At 40.9% G+C, this 19,277-nt stretch carries 11 protein-coding genes and 1 pseudogene; 8 read left to right on the top strand and 4 right to left on the bottom strand.

What is annotated here, in order from left to right:
• Positions 1–29: 29 nt before the first annotated feature.
• The 4 genes from icmH to tagH are packed head-to-tail and all read right to left on the bottom strand — an operon-like array spanning position 30 to position 4,766.
• Positions 30–869, bottom strand: coding sequence for a type IVB secretion system protein IcmH/DotU (icmH, locus tag LU361_RS00060; RefSeq protein ID WP_233086268.1), 840 nt, complete (start codon positions 867–869; stop codon positions 30–32).
• A 3-nt stretch (positions 870–872) separates the two neighbouring features.
• Entirely contained in the window at positions 873–2,207 is a 1,335-nt protein-coding gene (gene tssK / locus LU361_RS00055; RefSeq protein WP_233086267.1) for a type VI secretion system baseplate subunit TssK, read from the bottom strand.
• A gap of 42 nt (positions 2,208–2,249) precedes the next feature.
• Positions 2,250–2,714: a type VI secretion system lipoprotein TssJ gene (gene tssJ / locus LU361_RS00050; protein WP_233086266.1), complete on the bottom strand. Its 465-nt coding sequence runs from the start codon at positions 2,712–2,714 to the stop codon at positions 2,250–2,252.
• A 9-nt stretch (positions 2,715–2,723) separates the two neighbouring features.
• On the bottom strand, positions 2,724–4,766 hold the full coding sequence (gene tagH, locus LU361_RS00045) for a type VI secretion system-associated FHA domain protein TagH (protein ID WP_233086265.1): 2,043 nt from the start codon (positions 4,764–4,766) through the stop codon (positions 2,724–2,726).
• 983 nt (positions 4,767–5,749) lie between these two features.
• Between tagH and LU361_RS20265 the strand changes: the two are divergent.
• The 8 genes and pseudogenes from LU361_RS20265 to LU361_RS00005 all read left to right on the top strand — a co-directional run.
• Positions 5,750–6,103 (top strand): annotated as a pseudogene (locus LU361_RS20265) (transposase); the annotation flags it as partial.
• A 6-nt stretch (positions 6,104–6,109) separates the two neighbouring features.
• The gene (locus tag LU361_RS20260; protein ID WP_233088210.1) at positions 6,110–6,439 is read left to right on the top strand and encodes a hypothetical protein; all 330 of its coding nucleotides are present in this window, start codon (positions 6,110–6,112) and stop codon (positions 6,437–6,439) included.
• Positions 6,440–6,937: 498 nt separating this feature from the next.
• Complete coding sequence (locus LU361_RS00030; protein ID WP_233086264.1) at positions 6,938–7,426, top strand: Hcp family type VI secretion system effector; 489 nt, start codon at positions 6,938–6,940, stop codon at positions 7,424–7,426.
• A 345-nt stretch (positions 7,427–7,771) separates the two neighbouring features.
• Entirely contained in the window at positions 7,772–9,655 is a 1,884-nt protein-coding gene (locus tag LU361_RS00025) for a type VI secretion system Vgr family protein (RefSeq protein ID WP_233086263.1), read from the top strand.
• 165 nt (positions 9,656–9,820) lie between these two features.
• Positions 9,821–10,393: a DUF6931 family protein gene (locus tag LU361_RS00020; RefSeq protein ID WP_233086262.1), complete on the top strand. Its 573-nt coding sequence runs from the start codon at positions 9,821–9,823 to the stop codon at positions 10,391–10,393.
• Positions 10,394–11,352: 959 nt separating this feature from the next.
• A complete protein-coding gene (locus LU361_RS00015) occupies positions 11,353–13,881 on the top strand; it encodes a protein kinase domain-containing protein (RefSeq protein WP_233086261.1) in 2,529 nt (842 codons plus the stop codon).
• Positions 13,882–13,910: 29 nt separating this feature from the next.
• Positions 13,911–15,842, top strand: coding sequence for a ShlB/FhaC/HecB family hemolysin secretion/activation protein (locus LU361_RS00010; RefSeq protein ID WP_233086260.1), 1,932 nt, complete (start codon positions 13,911–13,913; stop codon positions 15,840–15,842).
• A 135-nt stretch (positions 15,843–15,977) separates the two neighbouring features.
• A partial coding sequence (locus LU361_RS00005; protein ID WP_233086259.1) for a beta strand repeat-containing protein occupies positions 15,978–19,277 on the top strand: 3,300 nt, incomplete at its 3' end.

Genomic DNA, 19,277 nt, shown 5'->3' with positions numbered 1-19,277 from the left:
GGCAATCTCTTTAAAAAGTAGTGTGAGGTTTAATTGTTTGTATTGTTTTGTACTTCAACCGCATTTACAGTGAGTTCGTTATTTAATAACTCTGTAATGGGTTGTGTATCGTTGTATATCCAGACTCTAAATCCGATATAAATAAACACCAATATCATTAACGCAAAACTTAAAATCACCCACAAAGGAATGTATTGAGTTAAGCTTTTTTCTTTGGTTTTGAGACCTTGCCATTTATCGGATAAATCCGCATTAAAGCCGGGTTTGTGTTTTTCGATGGTGTGATAGAGGTTGTCTCTGATTAACTCGAGCTGTTCCAATCCGCGTTGCTCAACACGAAATTTACCTTCGAACCCTAAACTTAAACAAAGGTAATTCAATTCGAGTAGGTCTAGGTTTCTACCGGGGTTTTCTAGTAACTTTTGAAGCACCATAAAACACCGTTCGCCACCGAAGGTTTCTTTGTGAAAAATACTCAGCAGAGAATGGCTGCTCCAAGGGCTGTTCCTTCCCCAAGGTGTGTTAAGAACGGTTTCATCAATAACGGTACACAGAAGGTATCTGGCGCGAATGATTTGTTCTTCGTCGATATTTTTCTGGCGCAGTGTTTGGTCGAATGTCTGAAGTTCTTGGCCCAGTTTTCTGTGCAGGTCTTGCACATCTTGAAGGTTTATTTCAGTTTTTAATTTTACGACTACATTAAGCAGATTACTGGCCGCAAGAACGATAGGGTTAATTGCAGTTTGTACCTTAATGTTTGTATTAAATGAAGGCACCTCCGCAGAATGCATCCCGGCATTGCCTGGGTTTGGACCCGGCGAATTGGGAACACCACCAGGTGTAGGAACGATAACCGTTTGATCAGACATAAATTAATTCCTTACTGCCCAAAGTTCCATTGTTAAGCCTGGGAAATCAGCACCGATATGGACTGCGAAACCACCGGATTTAGACATTGATTCCCAAATTTCTGTGCCGCGCTGTAACTCGAAGTATGTGTACCCGGTGTGGAAAGGGATTTGTCTAGGAGCAACAGGTAATGGGCGCATAGCAATACCAGGTAGCTGAGTTGCTATTAAATCTCGTATGACTTCCACTGGGGCGATTTTGGCCTGAGTGGGGAAACGAGCCCGTAAAATTTCCGCTGGCATATCGGCTTTCACTGCAATGACAAAAAATGCCGAGCTGATTAAGGACCGATCTGTTAACGGTGCCACATGAATACCAAATTTTCTTTCGACTAGTTCTAATGCAATCGCAGATTGTTCCAATACGGTGCTCAGAGACTGTCTTAACGGGGCCATGACGTTGTCGAAAGAGCTTTTCAAATCATTATGTTTGTATTGTGGTAAAGTTTCTGGGCGTTTACTGGAGGTTGTAAACGTGGCTAATTCGCCAGAAAGTTGCACTAATGTTTTATAAAGCTCGTACGGATGAAGTCTTGGTAAATGGCTGAGGCAATCTATTAAAGGTTCAACTCGGTTAATTATTTGTAATAGCAAATAATCGGCAATTTCCGCTGAACCAGATCGACCGCTATCGGCTAAGCGGTGACTTAACGCTTCTGCACGTTTGCTTAGCAAACCTTTAACTTCTTCTATGAAAGACGTTAATTTTGATGAAACGGACGTTGATAAAACGGGCGGAATAAAAGACCGCTCCAATAAGACGGGTTTTTCTGGCGAGGATTCAACAATATATGCGATAGGCAGGACGCTATAACCACTTAAATCTTCGGTACTGAGTTTTACTTGGGCTTTTAATCGGCCCACTTGAATTCGAGCAGTTTCGCCAGCTTCCGTCGTATTGTTGCGAGCATCAAAATTATGCGATTTGTATCTCGCTAAACTGGATTCTTGATCATTCCACTCCGATTCAAGAAATCCATCTCTTTTCAGGGGAATACAAAGAAAAACCGTAGCATCGGATATTTGATCCGGAATTTCTATTGGTGGTGGGAGTGGGTCGTTTTCCGGGGCGGAAAATGGCGTGCCATCCGGGAAGAGCCCGCTCATGCTGCTAATCGCGAGTTTCCCTTGAGCAAGTGCGTCATTTTCAAAAGTGAGTTCGGTGAACCCCCAAGGAAAGTTCTCTATTGAACCTGTTTTGCCTTGGATGAACTTTTCAAAATAACGATCCTGTTGTTGAAAATGCTGAGGACGCAAAAACATGCCCTCAGTCCAAATTACTTTATTGGAAACTGACATAGACGGGGTAATCCTTAAGCCCTTGTTTATTTAAATCAATATCTATCGATGAGTGATTGATAAGCGATTGATTTGAATATCGTAAGTGTTTGTGTTGTGCTCTTTTATTTCCACAATATCAATTGGGTCTGAATCTTCGTAATTGACGAATTCTGCGATAATACCGATGTATTTGATGTCTTCGGTGAGCTCGATTCTTTCGATTCGTTCTTCGCTAGGTGCAAATTCTTTCAAGGTGATTTCTCGGACTAAATCACTGCCGAGTCGACTGCTGGCATTTTCAAATAGATTTAAAAAGTCTTCTCGATCGAATTGACGGCGATCTGTCAGTAAAAATAACCGCAAAACAATTGGTGATGCTCTTTTGTCGCGATCGGGATTAACATCAGGCGAGACACTGAATTTAAGCTTTGCCTCTGTATCAAAATTGAGTACTTCTCGTGTTGTTTGGCAACCAGAGAGGAAAAGTACTAAAACTGCAATAAAAAATGTGCGCGATAAAAGCATGAGTTAACCTCAGGTATTTCTATTTTGGTTGGTAAATGAGCGGGCGCTTTTAAGTTCAGAAAGCTGTTTTTCGTAGGCGACTGCAAAATGTTCTCCGAAGATACGCGCGTATGTCTGCTCTTTTTCATTGGCGAGTTCTTCATAGTGAGTAACAAATGATTCCCAGTTCATAGCGTTCTTATTCGAGAACAAGTTGTTTTTGTTCTTAAATATTCTCTCCAAATTGCTGGGGTGGAAGTATCGGAACATTGCATCGTAAGCCGATTGCATTCCCGCTAACACCGCGATTTGATGATCAGAAAGATCGTCAAAACTGTCTTCAATAGTTTCTTTGGGAGACATGTAAGACCGGCCTTGCTTCTCAAAAATAATATTGAGGGCGTCTGAGGTGTCGGTGGTAAATTTGAGCGGATTGTTATTGACGGTCTCAATCATGGTTCGTTCTACCCGAAGCTCATTTTTTACCGCACTTCTGGCTCGCAATAAATCCATTAAACGTCTAATGGTTTCAGTGATCATTGCGGCGCTGTCAGAGAGTAAATCTTCAGGTCGGGTAACGTTTGACCATTCTAGTGTTAGCAACTTGGCCAATTCTTTGGCACTGTCTTGAGGGGCTTGCTGCTGGGAGTGCGTTGAATGGGTTGGCATTCCTTGTTGTGAAAACTGTGCACCTGGGTGTTGCTGTCTGGCGTTTGGATGAGGTGTGTTGCCATAACCGCTTCCAGGGTGCGGATTTTGGCCGTAACTTTCATAGGGCGCACTGGATGTTTGAGGCGGATGCGAATTTACGTGAGGGTTGTCGTTGCCGTAAAAATTCTGAGGTGCTTCCGGTTGTGCGTTTGCGCCAAATGGAGCCTGCGCATTATTTTGTCCGAATGGTGGCGAAGAGGCTTGATTTGTTTCGGAGCCATACCATTGTTGTTCGGCGTTAGACGGTGCTGAATCTATGGAGGCGGTCTGTTGGGGAATATCGAATTGTGGTGCTGCTTCAGGCGCTTGATTAATATTGGGCGGCGAATTAAAGCCAAACGATTCATTTGGATTAGCAGTAGTGCTTGATTCTGCTTTGGGAACAAAACCTGGTTGGTCGTCATCGATTCCCAAACCTGATTCTGCCGGAGCAAGTGCCGGATTTTGATTTGAGTTATTGCCCCAGTAGTCTGCCGGTTGCTGGTTGCTCCGACTGTCTTGAGGTGTATTTGCGGTAAAAGCGTGATTATCTGTGTTTGGGGCGAATAACTGGTTTTGCTGATCGCTTTGATTGCGAGCAAATGGATCCTCTTCAACTTTAAATTTGTTGACTCTTTCGTTGATTAATGGGGATTGATCCGATGAGGATCCGTCTTTCCACCAATCGTCATTTTGATTCCATTGTGGTGATGGATCTTGACTGAAACCACTTCTTTGATCATTAAGTCCCAAAGAGTCAGAATTTGAAGATTCGAATCCAAAATTAGGCGTTTGTTGCGGCGATGAAGGCGATGCGAGTGGATCAAGATTGGCTTGATCCCCTAAATCTGGAGAGCCAAAGTTGGACGCTCCAAAGTCTTGCGCCCATCCGCCTTGTTCGTCTTTTAATGGTTGAGAGGGTTGAGATGAATCTAAATACTTATCTAACCCTTCCGCATTTTTTTCCAATTGAGACCGGCTTGCAGATTCACTCGTTGCGAACGTTGTTTTGTCGTAGTTGTCGAGCACGGACCCGTTCGACGGTGCAGCGGCAGATTGTTGAGGCTGATCAATGACGGCTTTTAACTTGTACTCTCCGACAATAATAACGTCGCCATTATTAAGGGGGTGTGGTGTTTGTTTGCTTAATAGATTATTGGCTTCATTGAGAGAGGTGCCATTGGTGCTCGTGTCTGTGACGGTGCATTGATCGCCATCAACGGAAATGTGTAAATGATTTGAGGACAAAACCCTTTTGGTATCTGGTAATACCCACGTACTTTTTTCTGAGCGCCCGATTGTGCCATTTTTTTCGAAAACTTTTGTGTGGTTAGCCATGTTTGACTGTTCCGGGGCTTCAACCACAATTAGCGTTAACTTCATCGGTGTGACCTATAGTTTACCAGTGAAACAGCATGCGTATATGTTAAGTACAATGTTTTAACATCTCGGCGAAAAAGTTGGAATCGGTTTTCGTAGATGTTTCAAATATTTATTGAAATGTAGAGAATTTCAATACATAAGTTGTAGAATTCCAAAGTAAATCAAGAACCTAGACTAACATGAATGAAACAACAGAGGTAAATAGATGATCTTACAAAACGGTTTCTTGATCGGAATAAATTAAATCTGGGATATTTGCAGCTGTGCTTTGCTGATTTTAGGTGCGGCATTGGCATAATGATCGAATCTTATCCATAGAAGACTGGTTTACTTACTTTCTTAATAAATTAAAATCTAACATGATTTCATTTAACGAAGTTGTTTGGTAATCCTTCCTGTTGGCAAATCATCTGTCTGTTAACATGAGTTTGATAATTATAAATTATCGTAAAGCTTTGTGAGTACCTTTAATCAGAGAGGTTGATAGCATACTTCGATTGTGAATTTTATTTTATTAAGTTTAACGTCAACTATTGCTGAAATAGTGCTTGTAATTCCATTTGGTTTTTTCATCCGACTGTTCTTATGTTTGTTATCGGTAGTGAGAGTAATGACAAATTAGTCGCACTTGAAACATTAATTTTTGAATGATCGTTTAAGTTTTTGTGTTCGTGAAAACCACTCATTGCAACGTTACCGATCATGATTTATTAATATCATGCTGTTGCTTGATCTGAAAATTAAAATCGACTTGTCATTATTTGTTTAGATTGTAACTGGTTCACCTGGACAGTATAAGTTTGGTAGTTAGTACCAATGCCTATTAAAAATTTTTTTTTATTTGTTTTAACTATAAAATTGTTTGTGTGAGCTGTGTTTGAATTTTGATCAGCATGCTTCTTTGCTTGATTTGAGGGTAGGGTTGAATTTTTATCTAACTCTAGTCAAAAATAGAATAAATTAATGGATTATTAAAAAGTATCATGCCTCGCCCATTGCGCCTTAACGTACCCGGAATTCCTCAACACATCGTTCAGATTGGGCACAATAATCTCCCGTGTTTTTACGACGAGGAGGATTATGAGTTTTATCTCCAAAGTTTGAAAATTGCTGCGGATCAATATGAAGTTCAGGTTCACGCGTACTGCCTTCTGCCCGGTATGATCCAGATCATTGCTACGCCTAATCTGGGGTCGAGTATTTCATCGATGATGCAATCATTGGGGCGTCGATATGTTCAGTATGTCAATCACAGATACAAGAGATCTGGAACTATCTGGGGAGGTAGATACAAGTCAAGCCTTATAGATTCTCATGCTTATCTATTAAGTTGCTATCAATACGTGGAACTTAAACCGATGTTTTCAGGTTTGGTGCACTCTCCTGAAGAGTACCCATGGTCAAGCTTTAATTATCATATCAATGAAATGGAGAGCCACTTGGTGGTGGATCATAAGTTGTATATTGAGCTTGGTGAATCTCGTCCGGAGAGAGCGGAAAATTACCGAGCATTGTTTAAGTATCGTTTTGATAAGCGGTTATTTGACTTTATTGCAGAAACCATAAAGCTTGGGCAAGTATTAGGTGGTGACCAGTTCAAAGATCAAATCGAGCGAATTACCAATCAGAGAGTGCGGCCTTTACGCCGAGGTCGGCCTAAAAAGTGTGAATAGTGTCATCTTTCTAATTTTCGGGGCGGTTAAAAGGGGTCAGAGTCAATTTATCCCTTTTGGTATTAGAAGTATTTTCAAATCTAACTAATTACGTGGTTTGGATTCTTGTAAATACGCTTACTTTTATATGCGCTGCTTAAAAAATAGTCTTTTTAAACTTTCGTATTAAAATTTATTGGAAAAAGTCTGCTCGAGCTTTGCCTTTCTATTAATCCTCTTCTTAATCTCTATTTTTGATTCTCTTAGGCTCGATCACATGCTTTCGTTTGTTGGTGTTTGTATTGAGTGGGTGCTGAATTTAATAGTGTCAGAGTGGATTTAAAAATTAAAAATCACGGTTTTTTTTTACGTAATCTGGTGTTTTAATTTAACTCGACAACGCGATATTGATCGCTTTGATATTCACTGTGAGTCAGTACTCAAAGTGAAATACCAGTTTCTATTATTATCGTCTAACACTGTTGTTAGACCTAACTAACGTAATGTAAGGGAATTATCATGGCTATTTACATGAACTTTAACTCTAACTCTCCTAAAGGTAATGTAACTGCTCAAGGTTACGAAGATTGGATTGAAGTTGATCATTTTTCTTTCGGTGTAGGTCGTGGCATTAACATGGAGCCTGGTGCAATGGCTAACCGTGAAGCAACTCGCCCAAGCATCAGTGAGGTTACTGTAAGCAAAAACCTAGACGCTGCTTCTGGCGGTCTATTCAAGCAGTCTGTAACCGGTGATGAAGGTGTTGTTGTTGAGATTCACGTGGTTCAAACTGGCGCTAGCTCTGTAGAGAAATACGCTACCTACACTATGCAAGATGTTATTATCTCATCTTACTCCATCACTGCAGCAGCTGGCGGTGCTCCACAAGAGAGCGTTTCTCTTGCTTTCTCTCGTATCGAAGCTGACTTGACTCACGCTGATAAAACACACAAAAATACTACCAATATGCGTGTTGGTTACGACCTTACCACTGCAACTCCACTTTAAGTTTTTTGGTAAAGTTGGAGAAAAAGCGGCAGTTAAAACTGCCGCTTTTGCGTTAAACAAGTTCGATAATTAATCTGGATGATATAGTTTTACTTTTATTTGGTTATTGTCGCTGTATTGTTTTAACTTCTAAGATTTAAATTTATAGTGCCCAAATTTTTGTGAATTTCGTCAAGTATCTGGTGGCTTTTACTTTTAAAGCTCAATATTTTGGAGAAATTCCTAAAAAACTGTTCACTTCAATTCTTTGATTGTCATAGTATTTAGGGTCTTCCTTGTGCAGTTCAAACTTAAGATTAGTGTTTGTAAGCTGCAAAGGTACAATTCGTTGTGTAGGGATATAATATGCTTAATCAGGATCGCCGTTTAATACAGGCGCAAAGCCCGCTAGGTGCAGATGCTTTTATCGTCACCCATTTATCTGGTAATGAGCGAATCTCTGATTTATTCCAGTTCTCAGTTTCCATCCTTTCTGACAATCATGAGATTGAGCAAAAAGATTTAGTCGGAAAGGCTCTATCTCTCAAAATACACTACGAAGGTGCCTCTAAAGACCGGATTATTCACGCTTATGTAAATGGTTTTAGTAAGGCAGATGTCGATCCTGCAGGTTTACGTGCTTACAGTTTAACCTTAGTCCCTGGTTTGTGGTTCACTTCATTATCGTCAAACAATCGAGTGTTTCACGAGAAAGATTCCGTAAAAATCATAGAAGAAGTTCTCGGTGAATATTCTTCTTTTGTTAAATTAAGTAAAAAACTGTCTGGAAAGTATTTAACAAAAGAATATTGTGTCCAGTATGAAGAAACCGATTATGCCTTCATTATGCGATTGTTGGCTGAAGAGGGTATAGCGTTTTATTTTAAACACTCAGAGTCAGGCCATGAACTGGTTTTGGTGGATGAAGTTAGTGGGTTCTACGACTGTGAGACAGCAACCATTCCCTACAGTGGTGGTGGTTCAGATCCAATGCAAAATAGCGTTGTTACTTGGCGTAGAAACACAGAATATCATATTGGCGGTGTTGAATTTACGGATTATAACGAATACGCCCCAGCGGTCGACAACAAGCAAACGGATAAAACAGATTCTCAACTAAACGACGTAAATAAGTTTGTTATGCGTCATCATGGAATGTACAAGTTTCAAAAGGACAAGGAAACTACGCATAAATTTGACGAGTCCTACAATAAAGATCTGCTTGCTAAGCTACTGGAAGCAAATGAGCAGGTATTCGATACAGCAAATGGGATCAGTGATTGCTCTGTCTTTTCTGCGGGTGGAAAGTTTGGTTTTGAGCACAGTGCTCTAAAATCTGAAAATGGTAAATATCTCCTCGTTTCTGTAAATCTCACCGTTACAGATTCCAATAAAACAGACTCAAGTTACACCAATGAATTTATTTGTGTTCCCGAAAAGGTCATGCCACGCCCGATGGCTCCGGCTCACAAAGTTAAGATTTATCACCCGCAGACAGCCACTATCAAAGAAGTAAGGGCTACGGCTGCCGCTTCCTCAAAAGATGAATACACTCAGGTTAAAGTCATTTTTCCGTGGAATTCTGCTCAAAATTCGTGTTGGGTACGAGTTGCTCAGTCTTATGCAGGCAAAAATTGGGGAGCTAATTTTGTCCCTCGTATCGGTCAAGAAGTCATTGTGACTTATATTGACGGTGATGTTGATAGGCCTATCGTTACGGGCGCTTTGTATAATGGTACAAATGTTGGTCCCAATTACACAGCAACACAAAGCGGTTGGAAATCTATTTATGAAGATAGTGCTTTCAATGAGTTGCGGTTTGATGATAAGCCCGGTGAAGAAGAAATTTATTTAGAAGCCGGTAAAGATCGAAATATCCTTATTCACAATGATGAATCTACTAAGATTGAAAATGATCAATCGTTGGAAGTAAAAAATAATCGTACTATCACCATACTTGAGGGTAATGAAGCCACCACGGTTAGCAAGGGTAATCAAACCTATAAAGTTGATTCGGGTAATCATGAACTCAAAGTATCAAAAGGCACCCAAACAACGACAGTAAAGGGTGCTATCAAAATAACCTCGAACACATCTATAAAATTAGTTTGTGGCGGGAGTAGTATTGAGATGACTCCTTCGGGGATTACGATTAAAGGAATACAAATCGAGGCTAACGGCAGTGCTTCGACCACAGTAAAAGGTGGTGGAACCCTAACCTTGAAAGGTGGGGTCACACTTATCAATTAACTATTACTAACACGGTCTAGTGAAAAAGCTGTGTTGTTCGAAGTTGTGCTTTACATAGATTGATATTTGATTTATGAAAATGTGCAGGCGCTTGATTTGGCATCTTTTTAGCGCATGTTATCCAATTTATTTGTACGATCTCAATTGATTTAGAGTTGTTTTAATATGACAGAATGGACTAGAGTTAACGAAATTTCAGCGGCGCCGTTGCTTGCGGAATTTGAGGTTAGTGATGAAGCCTCGGAGATCGTTGTCCCCGATGCAACTACTAAAGCTAATGTCGAAGCTCTAGAGAAAGCTGGTCTTTATTATGATGCTATTAAGCTGCTTGCTCACGCCTTGCCAAAACGTGAAGCTGTGTGGTGGTCGTGCCTGGCCTCGCGCCAAGCTCAAAAGCCTGATGCTGATCAACCTAACATAGATGCACTTATTGCCGCTGAAGCTTGGGCTTTAAAGCCCACTGAAGAAAATCGTTTGTGGTGTAAAAAGCTCGCTGAGGTGACTAAATCCAAAACCCCGTCAAGTTGGGCCGCAATGGCTGCCAGTTGGTGCACCGGTAGTATGGCGAAAGAAGGTGAGCCTGAGATTTTGCCTCCCAAGTATCTATACGCTCATGCTGTGGCTGGCTCAGTTTCACTTGCAGCGGCATTTATCAATCCGGATGCACCCAGTGAGCAAATGGCATTTGCACTTCGTCAAGGAGCTGATCTCGCTGCAGGTGGAGATGGGGTGCTTTAGTTGGGTTAGAAGTAAACTTTTGTATTGGTTGTGCTTTTGAATTGATTGTTAAGTGCTAAGTTTAGTGTTTTGTTTCACTGATGGTTACTGTAATTAAGCTTACGCTAAAAGACTCTTATATTGCTTTATTTGATATCAAAACTTTTCTAACAATCCATTTGATATAAAATTCCGCTTGCCAAGCTTCTTTCAGACCACTTTCGACTGTTTTTAGATTACTCCCTTCTTTGATTTTTGATCCTCACTGTTTCCATCAGTAATAACTTTTCCATATCGACTTTAGCGTGGTAGGATTAGTAGTCTGTGTTGTTTTTAGTTGTCGCTTATTGAATCTGTTCTTCTGGCTCAAAGCACCTGATGCTAGAGCACTTTTAGGTGTTTTTGGTTTTATGGGCTGAACTGTTATTGGATTTAAGTGCAGCTATTAGTGGTTCTTTACTTATCTTTAGTCTTTGTGGGATTTTTATAAAAAACGGACACTGATAATTCTATAAGAAATAATAAATTAGAAGTCTACAGGGTTTTCTATTTTAGAGTTAAAACAAATTTTGGATTGTACCAACATTTATTGATACAGATTGTTTGTTGATCGGTTGTTCTGATGTGAACGGAAGCATAATTTAAATTAATTTTTATAGCTGGGAAATGGGATGTTAAAAGGCACCAAAAACAATCTCAAAAATGATAGTACTGCCTCAAACGATAAAAAAGTGGGTGAGGAAATCAGTTTGTCTGAAAGCCAGACTACAGTTTTGGAAAAAAGGGTTAGTGCTAATGAGGACGATGATAATACTGTTGTTTTAACTTCTGAAGTTGTACATTCTACCAGTTCAAAATCATCGTCTCCGATAAAAAAAAATAAAACTGCCCCTTCTAGGAAAATCGAAAATCAAGCAGTTAGCTCACGGTCTCCTTCAAGATCGAATTCTAATTTTGTTGCCAAAAATCAGTCGTCTCTTGTGAATTCAGACGCTACTGTTGTCGTTAATAAAAACAGTAATGTATTGCCGGATTCAAATAAAACCATTATTTCCGAATCGGCTCAGCCACCAAAAACGTATGAGCGTAAACCGTTAGGTTCAACGCCTAAAGATTCTACATCTGGCGGAAAATCTTCGCGTGTCATTAGAAATCGTTTTGAATTAAAAAACTTGCTTGGCGAAGGCGGTATGGGTTCCGTCTGGCGAGCAGTTGATCGACGTAAAATTGAAGCTAATGATTTAAATCCTTACGTAGCCGTTAAATTATTAAATGACGATTTTAAAAAGCACCCTGATGCATTTATCTCGTTACAACGAGAAACCCAAAAGTCTCAAACACTGGCTCACCCCAATATTGTTACGGTATACGATTTCGATCGTGACGGTGAAACAGTATTTATGACTATGGAGTACTTACAAGGTGCGCCATTGGATAAGTTGCTAAGAGATACATCGGGAACTGGTCTTGAGCATGAACAAGCAATTGGGATTATCAAAGATATTTCCAGTGCTTTGATTTACGCACATTCTCATGGAATTATTCACTCGGACTTTAAACCTGGGAATATATTTGTCTCTGATTCTGGCCTTGCGAAAGTACTTGATTTTGGTATTGCTAGGGTAGCGGCAGAAAGCGCTGGCTCAACGTCAGAACCGACTAAGCCAATTTCTGACAAGTTCGATGGCGATGATACTTCAAAAGTAACTACGACAAATAGAACTCAAGATACTTACGACGCTGGAACCCTGTCAGCTTTAACCCCGGCATACGCTAGCTACGAGATGTTTGAGCGCCAAGCTCCAGACCCGAGTGACGATGTATACGCGCTAGCGTGTGTCGCTTATGAGATGCTCACAGGCCGCCACCCCTACGATAGAAAGCCTGCAAACAAGAAAAATCTTCCTGTACCTCAGCGCATTAAATTCTTAACACGAGATCAGTGGCAAGCGCTGGAAAAAGCATTAAAAATTCGTCGTGCAGAAAGAACCGCAACAGTCGATGAGTTTGTTGCTCAGTTTTTTAAAAAACGCACTAATCCTCTGGTTTATTTTGCTGCTGCTACAGTCATTGGTTTGCTTGGCGGTGGAGTTTATTATCAAGTTCAAAAAAGAGAAGCTGAATTAGTTGAATCTGCCAGAATTAGAGAACAAGCTGCTGTTGAGAAACAAAAGTTTGAAAGTATTCAACAGCAATTAGAACGGCGATTTACACAGCAAGAACTTGATAGAAGTATTTTGCGTGATGATTGGAAAGAAGAATCGGAGCTTCTGTTTGCAGAATACGCAGCATTTAATAATCATGACCCTTTATTAATTGAAAGTTACCGTAGCGCTGCTTCTGATAAATTTTTATCTTTAGCCGAGGAAAAACTTAAGGTTGGAGATTTATCGGATGCTGATCTAATTATAGCATCTGAAAGTGTCGACCTAGCCGGGGTCTACATTGCAGAATCTCGATATTGGTCGATTTCCAACACGAATATAGATTCGGTCGTTGGTCAAAAAGCAATTGTTGAGCAACGTATATCAAATGAAGGTTTCTCTCGTCAACAAGCCGAGGAGCAGCGTTTGCTCGCGATAAAACGGCGAGAGGAGAGGATTCAGCGTGAAGCTGCTGCAAGGGAATATCAGCGTCAGTTAACGGTCGATAGAACAAATTTGTTTAAGGAATTTGAGTGCCATCAAGACTTAGATGTAGCTGGTGTGCCCGCGTCAACGTTAAATGCTTTTCGTAGCAAATACCCAAAGGAAGTTTCGTCCGTTGAAGAAACTTTGGTTAACCGTTCTTCTTTTTGTGTCCAGCAAGTAGCAAAGAGAAACCCAATTAAAGCTAATAGAATATTAACTGCTTCAAGTATTGTTTTTCCTGCTTACGCAAATGATTTAAATAAGATTGTCATCGACTACTGTGGACATGTGAGAACTGGGTCTGGCCGACCTTGCCGAGATCCAAGTTCTGCCAACGGTCGTCCTCCATTAATGGTGGTTGTTCCTTCTGCAAATGACATCGATGTGAAGCTTGCTGTTTCTCGTTATGAAGTCAGCAATAAGGATTTTTCTTATTTCTGTAATTCTACGGGTAAGTGTAATGTTGATGAAAATGCGTTGCCAGTCACTGGTCTGAACCTAGATCTAATTGCCTCCTACATTAACTGGTTGTCACAAATTACCGGATTTCAATACCGACTTCCATCTATTGAAGAGTGGCAAGCCGCTGCTCGTGGTAGAGATGAGGTTGAAGATCCTAACCGTAATTGTTATTTGCGATTTAACGGAATCGTTAAAGGTGAAAGTTTAGTTACTGTAGATACGGGAACCGGAAACGACTACGGCCTTGTGAATTATTCCGGAAATGCCCAAGAGATCGTTAAATCGGGATCAGATTATAAAATTGTGGGCGGAAGCATCAAGGATCCTATGTCTCGGTGCACGGTTGACACAGTTAAAGATTATAAAGGGACTGTGGATTCGCTGACCGGTTTCCGAGTCGTACGTTTAGTAAATTAATCATGAAAAGTGTAAGAAAAGGATTTTTCATGCAATTAAAAAAAATTTCTTCGGTATTGCTGAGTGCAGCTACAGTTTGCCTTCCTCAGTATTCATTGGCCCAAACTGATTTCGGCCCAAGTTTTGGTTCTTCTAACGATGGTCGATTACATATAATTAACGACCGAGATTTAGAGGCTGAATACCGTAATCGCACTGCAGAAAGTTCCGCTCCGAAAAACGACACTAATATATCCAGTGTTCGTGAACGGGATGAAGAACTTCGAATTAATGTTAAATCGATTGATTTCGAGTCCTTGCCAGTTTTTCCGGAATTGGGAATTACGGAAGAAGATGTGCGCGAACAAGTTGAGCAGTGGCGTACGGAGTTAATGAAGGAAGAAGAGCGTGGCGAGCACGGTTTTACTGCTGAAGAACTGGACGGATTAGGTAGCTATCTGGCATCAATAGAAGCACTGTCTAAACCTGGTAATTTAAGAGGAAAGAATCTCGAAGGTTTAGTGGATTTGCTGTTCCAGCAACGATCCAGACGAGGCATCAGTATTACTGGATTGAATGAAATTGCCCGTCGCTTACAGCGTTATTATCGATCTCATGGATTATTTCTGGCTCAAGTTTATGTGCCAGCCCAAGATGTTAACGACGGTATTGTTAAGTTAGCTGTTCTTGAGGGTGTTCAAGGGGATGTTCAAACAGAAGGGGGCAAACGATATTCTCATGCATTGCTTGCCAGTCCTTTTGTTAAAGATAATGGCAAGATCGTAAATCAAGCTCGAATAGAAGAGGGTATTTATTTATTAAATGATTACCCTGGTTTAGAAGTTTATGGTTCTTTTTCTAGTGGGGAAGAAGTAGGAGAAACAACGTTGCATATCGATGTGCGTCGAGAAGCGAGTTCACGATATGCATTGAGAAGTGACAATTACGGTTCAACATTTACCGGTGAAAACCGCCTTTTTGCGATTACCGACTTATACAATCCTTTGGGTTTCGGAGATCATTTAAATGTCGCTCTCATGAAATCTTTCGAGCCTGAAGAATCCGAATTATTCCAATTGTCCTATGATTTCCCTGTAATTGACGTTCGGACAAGAGCTAGGCTTGCGATTGATCAAACTGAGTTTAATGTTGTTGATGAAGATGATCCTGCGCTTTCATTTCTCAATATTGAGGGGTCAAATAGGATTATCTCTGCAGGTTTAGATCATAAGTTTATTCGAAGTCGTTCAAAGAATTTGCTTGGTCGATTCACTATCACCGACAAATTAACTGAGCTGGATGCAGTGGACGATTCATTTTTGCAAGATGACCATGCTGTGGGATTTAACTTCGGTTTAGTTGGTGATCGGTTGAGTTCAAAAATACGTGCGTTGAATGCGTTTGATATTAACTTTCAGTACGGTAAGTTAATTAGTGATATTGAATCAGGTAGAGGCAGTGAGTATTTTAAACTAGAAGGTAATTCAACATCATTTATATTTGTGCCTATTCCCTACACAGAAATATCCAGCCGGTTATTACTTAAAACCAGTTGGCAATATTCTGATTTCAGTTTGCCGTCTTATGAACAACAAGTTTTAGGTGGCGCTCAAGGGGTCAGAGGTTACACCGTTAGAGACTTCTCTGCAGATTCTGCCTTTTATTTAGGTGCTGAGTGGTATTGGAATCTCCCTAGTTCGATTGATTTCGACTTTCCTGGCGGCGGTAGGTTAACTGACTTCCTTCAAACCGCAATTTTTTATGACGCCGCGGCAGGCATTCAAAATACTTTTGAAGATGGTGATAAAAATAACTTTGTTGGCCTATCCTCGGCTGGGTTCTTAATTAAGTTTAATTACGCTGACCAGTTTAGCACACAACTTAGTATTGCTAAGCCTATCGGTCAACGTGAATCTGATGAGTCGCTATTGGATTCACCTCGTAATCTTAAGGTGTTCGCTGACTTTACTTATTTCTTTTAAAAATAGCGCAAATAATTGTTTGCTTGTTTTTATAACGCAGTTTCTATTTAAAATTATACGTTGATGAGCGTTTCGTTACTCAATTTATAACAAACTCTTATCATTGGAAAATCAGAGAAAATATTGATGGCTCACATGGATTCGTTAAATAACACTTCTACTCAAGTGAATACCAATAATTCCACGAAAGGTTTGTTTACTTTTCGTATCAATAATTGGTTTTGGCGAAAACGTTTTCCCTCGAAAATTGCGGCTGGGGTTTTTTTGGCGAATGCTATTGTTCCTGTTGCTATGGCCGGACCAACCGGTGGGAATATTGTCAGTGGTCAAGGTAGTATTGATCAAAGTATTAATACGACTCAAATTAATCAAAATACAAATTCACTTGTTATCGACTGGGCAAGTTTTGATGTTAATTCCAATGAGAGTGTTGTATTCGTACAGCCAAATTCTCAGTCAGTAGCCGTTAATAATGTTTTAAATAACCAAGTTAGCACAATATCTGGAAATATTGAGGCCAATGGCTACGTTGTTTTGGTTAACTCTTCAGGCGTGGTATTTACTGGCTCTTCTACGGTAAATGTTGGTGGCTTGGTTGTAAGTGGACTCGCAGTCAATACAGATGCTTTTTTAAATGGTGACTTACAATTTGAAGCGGATTCAAACGGAGACGGTTATGTAATCACTAGCGGTGTTATTAATGCTTCTAACGGTATTGTTCTGCTTGGTGAAAGTGTACAAAACACCGGGACTTTAGTTAGTGCGGGTTTAGTAAATTTGTCGGCAGCTAACGACGCTATTTTAACCTTCGATGAAGGTGGTGTTATCGGGCTTAAAATTAATGAAGAAGTATTGACGAACGAACTTGGCGTTGATGCTGCCGTTTTAAATAGTGGTCAGATTGAAGCTGGTTCGGTCGTATTAGATGGTCGTGTTTCTTCTGATTTATTTTCCAGTGCAGTTAATAATTCTGGTGTTATTAAGGCAGGATCTATCGAAAACAATGGCGGAACGATTCGGCTTACTGGAATCGGTAGTGATGTCATTAATTCCGGCCAATTAAATGCAGCATCGGTCTCAGGTGATGGCGGTTCCATTCATGTTGAAGGTGATAGAGCCATTATTGAAGGCGTCATTGATGTGAGCTCAGTCGAAGCCTCTGGTGGTGAAATTCGCATTTTAGGTGACGCTGTTGGCTTGTTTGGAGATGCTCAAATTGATGCGTCTGGAAGCTCTGGTGGTGGTGAAATTCTCATAGGTGGTGATTTTCAGGGGCAAAATCCAGAAATCCGCAATGCTGATGTAACTTACATTGGAGGTGATGTAAGTATTGACGCCAGTGCCATTGAAAATGGAGATGGCGGCCGAGTTATTGTTTGGTCAGATGATACAACGAGATTTTATGGTGACATTAAGGCCGAAGGAGGTTCAGAGTCGGGTGACGGTGGCTTTGTAGAAACTTCAGGTAAAGAATTTGTTGAGCTTCAAGGAAGTGTTTCGGCAAGTGCTGAAAATGGTAACGCTGGTGAGTGGTTGATTGATCCGACTGATATTACGATTTCAAATGATCCTACATCTGGTTCTGGAAATTTGTCTCCGGGTGATGGTAATTGGGATTCGGGCGATAATGGCTCGAATGACAGTGCTACTATCAGCGTAAGTGATATTCAGGATACGGTAGACGGCGGAACGAATGTCTCGATTACGACAAACAGTACTGCGGCTGGCAATGGTGATATTACCGTGGCTGCGGCAATTACAGTTGATCCAGAGTCAGATGCTAGTCTCACACTAACTGCCGATAGAGATATAAATATCAACGCAAATATTTCTGCGAATGGCTCAGATATAGGATCCCTATCTATTTTTCTTCGAGCTCTATCTGCATCCGGAGGAAGTATTTCTATAGCTGATGGCGTGACAATAAACTCCCGTGGTGGAAGTGTTTCGTTGGTAGCGTCAGGAGCGGTTGATATTCAAGGGAATATTATTGCAGATGGCCTAGACGCTGCCGCAATGGGAGAGGTAGGAAGTAATGGCGGTGATATCACCATCACTTCCGAAAACTCTTCTGTAACCATTGGTGGCGATTCAATGTTGGTTGCCATGAATAATATTTCGTCTCTCGGCGGCAGTGGCTTTGGCGGCGGAGATGATGCCGGGTTTGGGGGATTAATTGCCATCAATTCCCGAACCAGTATTACGGTTAGGAATTCTAGAATTCAATCTCGAACAGGTTCCACTGGCGTTGATAATTCGGGCGTTGCTGATACCAACGATACTATTCGCTTTACCCTGGAAGGAGACTCAACGGCTGTTATCGATTTTCAAGCTGATGCTGTTTTTGACGCGGATTTAATAGATATTAACGCTGGTGTAGGTATTGATGGAAATGTCGGTGGTTCAGACGATGTTTCGGCGGATGTTACCGTAGCTTCTTCATTTACTAGCCAGATGAACGATGTTGTTAATATCACGACCGGAGATTCGGCTGATTCGGTAAGTCTAAGTGGGGACATTCTAAGCTTAAGCAATACTTTATTGAATGTAGATCTCTCTGATAGCTCTGATTCTCTTGATGCCAATGGCGAAGGTATTAATTTAGAAAATATAACCTTTGTTAATGTGGAAACAGTAACTAACACTGATACTCTTACTGCTTCTTCATCGAGTGACAGTTTCTCCCAGTCTGGCACAAACCAAGTAACCTTTAATGGAACGTTATTCTCCGGCGTCAATTCGGTGGAAGGTAATGGTGGGAATGACAGCGTCGATTTAAATAATGACGACGCAACGATTAATGCTGCGTCAGATTTCACCAGTAACAGCATTCAATACATCAACGTTAATAACGCCACCAACACCGATGTGCTGACTGGCACGGCTGGTGATGACAGCTTTGTTCAAACAGACGCGAATGAAGTAACGGTTGCAAGCATTGAATTCGCCGATGTGAGTTCAGTGGAAGGTAATGGCGGGAATGACAGCGTCGATTTAAATAATGATGATGCAGCGATTAATGCTGCGTCAGATTTCACCAGTAACGGTATTCAATACGCCAACGTTAATAACGCCACCAACACCGATGTGCTGACTGGCACGGCGGGTGATGACAGCTTTGTTCAAACAGACGCGAATGAAGTAACGGTTGCAAGCATTGAATTCGCCGATGTGAGTTCAGTGGAAGGTAATGGCGGGAATGACAGCGTCGATTTAAATAATGATGATGCAGCGATTAATGCTGCGTCAGATTTCACCAGTAACGGTATTCAATACGCCAACGTTAATAACGCCACCAACACCGATGTGCTGACTGGCACGGCGGGTGATGACAGCTTTGTTCAAACAGACGCGAATGAAGTCACGGTTGCCAGCATTGAATTCGCTGATGTTAATTCGGTAGCAGGCGGTGGTGCAAATGACAGTGTCGATTTA

Origin of the sequence: Sessilibacter corallicola, from assembly GCF_021290925.1 — a bacterium.
Taxonomy (GTDB): domain Bacteria; phylum Pseudomonadota; class Gammaproteobacteria; order Pseudomonadales; family Cellvibrionaceae; genus Sessilibacter; species Sessilibacter corallicola.
Note: the sequence above shows the minus strand (reverse complement) of the source record. Positions and strands in the feature narration are given on the sequence as shown.

What these genes read in the sequence shown, in the direction of transcription:
- icmH (WP_233086268.1), bottom strand. Translation starts at nt 869, where the DNA reads ATGTCTGATCAAACGGTTATCGTTCCTACACCTGGTGGTGTTCCCAAT.
- tssK (WP_233086267.1), bottom strand. Translation starts at nt 2,207, where the DNA reads ATGTCAGTTTCCAATAAAGTAATTTGGACTGAGGGCATGTTTTTGCGT.
- tssJ (WP_233086266.1), bottom strand. Translation starts at nt 2,714, where the DNA reads ATGCTTTTATCGCGCACATTTTTTATTGCAGTTTTAGTACTTTTCCTC.
- tagH (WP_233086265.1), bottom strand. Translation starts at nt 4,766, where the DNA reads ATGAAGTTAACGCTAATTGTGGTTGAAGCCCCGGAACAGTCAAACATG.
- LU361_RS00030 (WP_233086264.1), top strand. Translation starts at nt 6,938, where the DNA reads ATGGCTATTTACATGAACTTTAACTCTAACTCTCCTAAAGGTAATGTA.
- LU361_RS00025 (WP_233086263.1), top strand. Translation starts at nt 7,772, where the DNA reads ATGCTTAATCAGGATCGCCGTTTAATACAGGCGCAAAGCCCGCTAGGT.
- LU361_RS00020 (WP_233086262.1), top strand. Translation starts at nt 9,821, where the DNA reads ATGACAGAATGGACTAGAGTTAACGAAATTTCAGCGGCGCCGTTGCTT.
- LU361_RS00010 (WP_233086260.1), top strand. Translation starts at nt 13,911, where the DNA reads ATGCAATTAAAAAAAATTTCTTCGGTATTGCTGAGTGCAGCTACAGTT.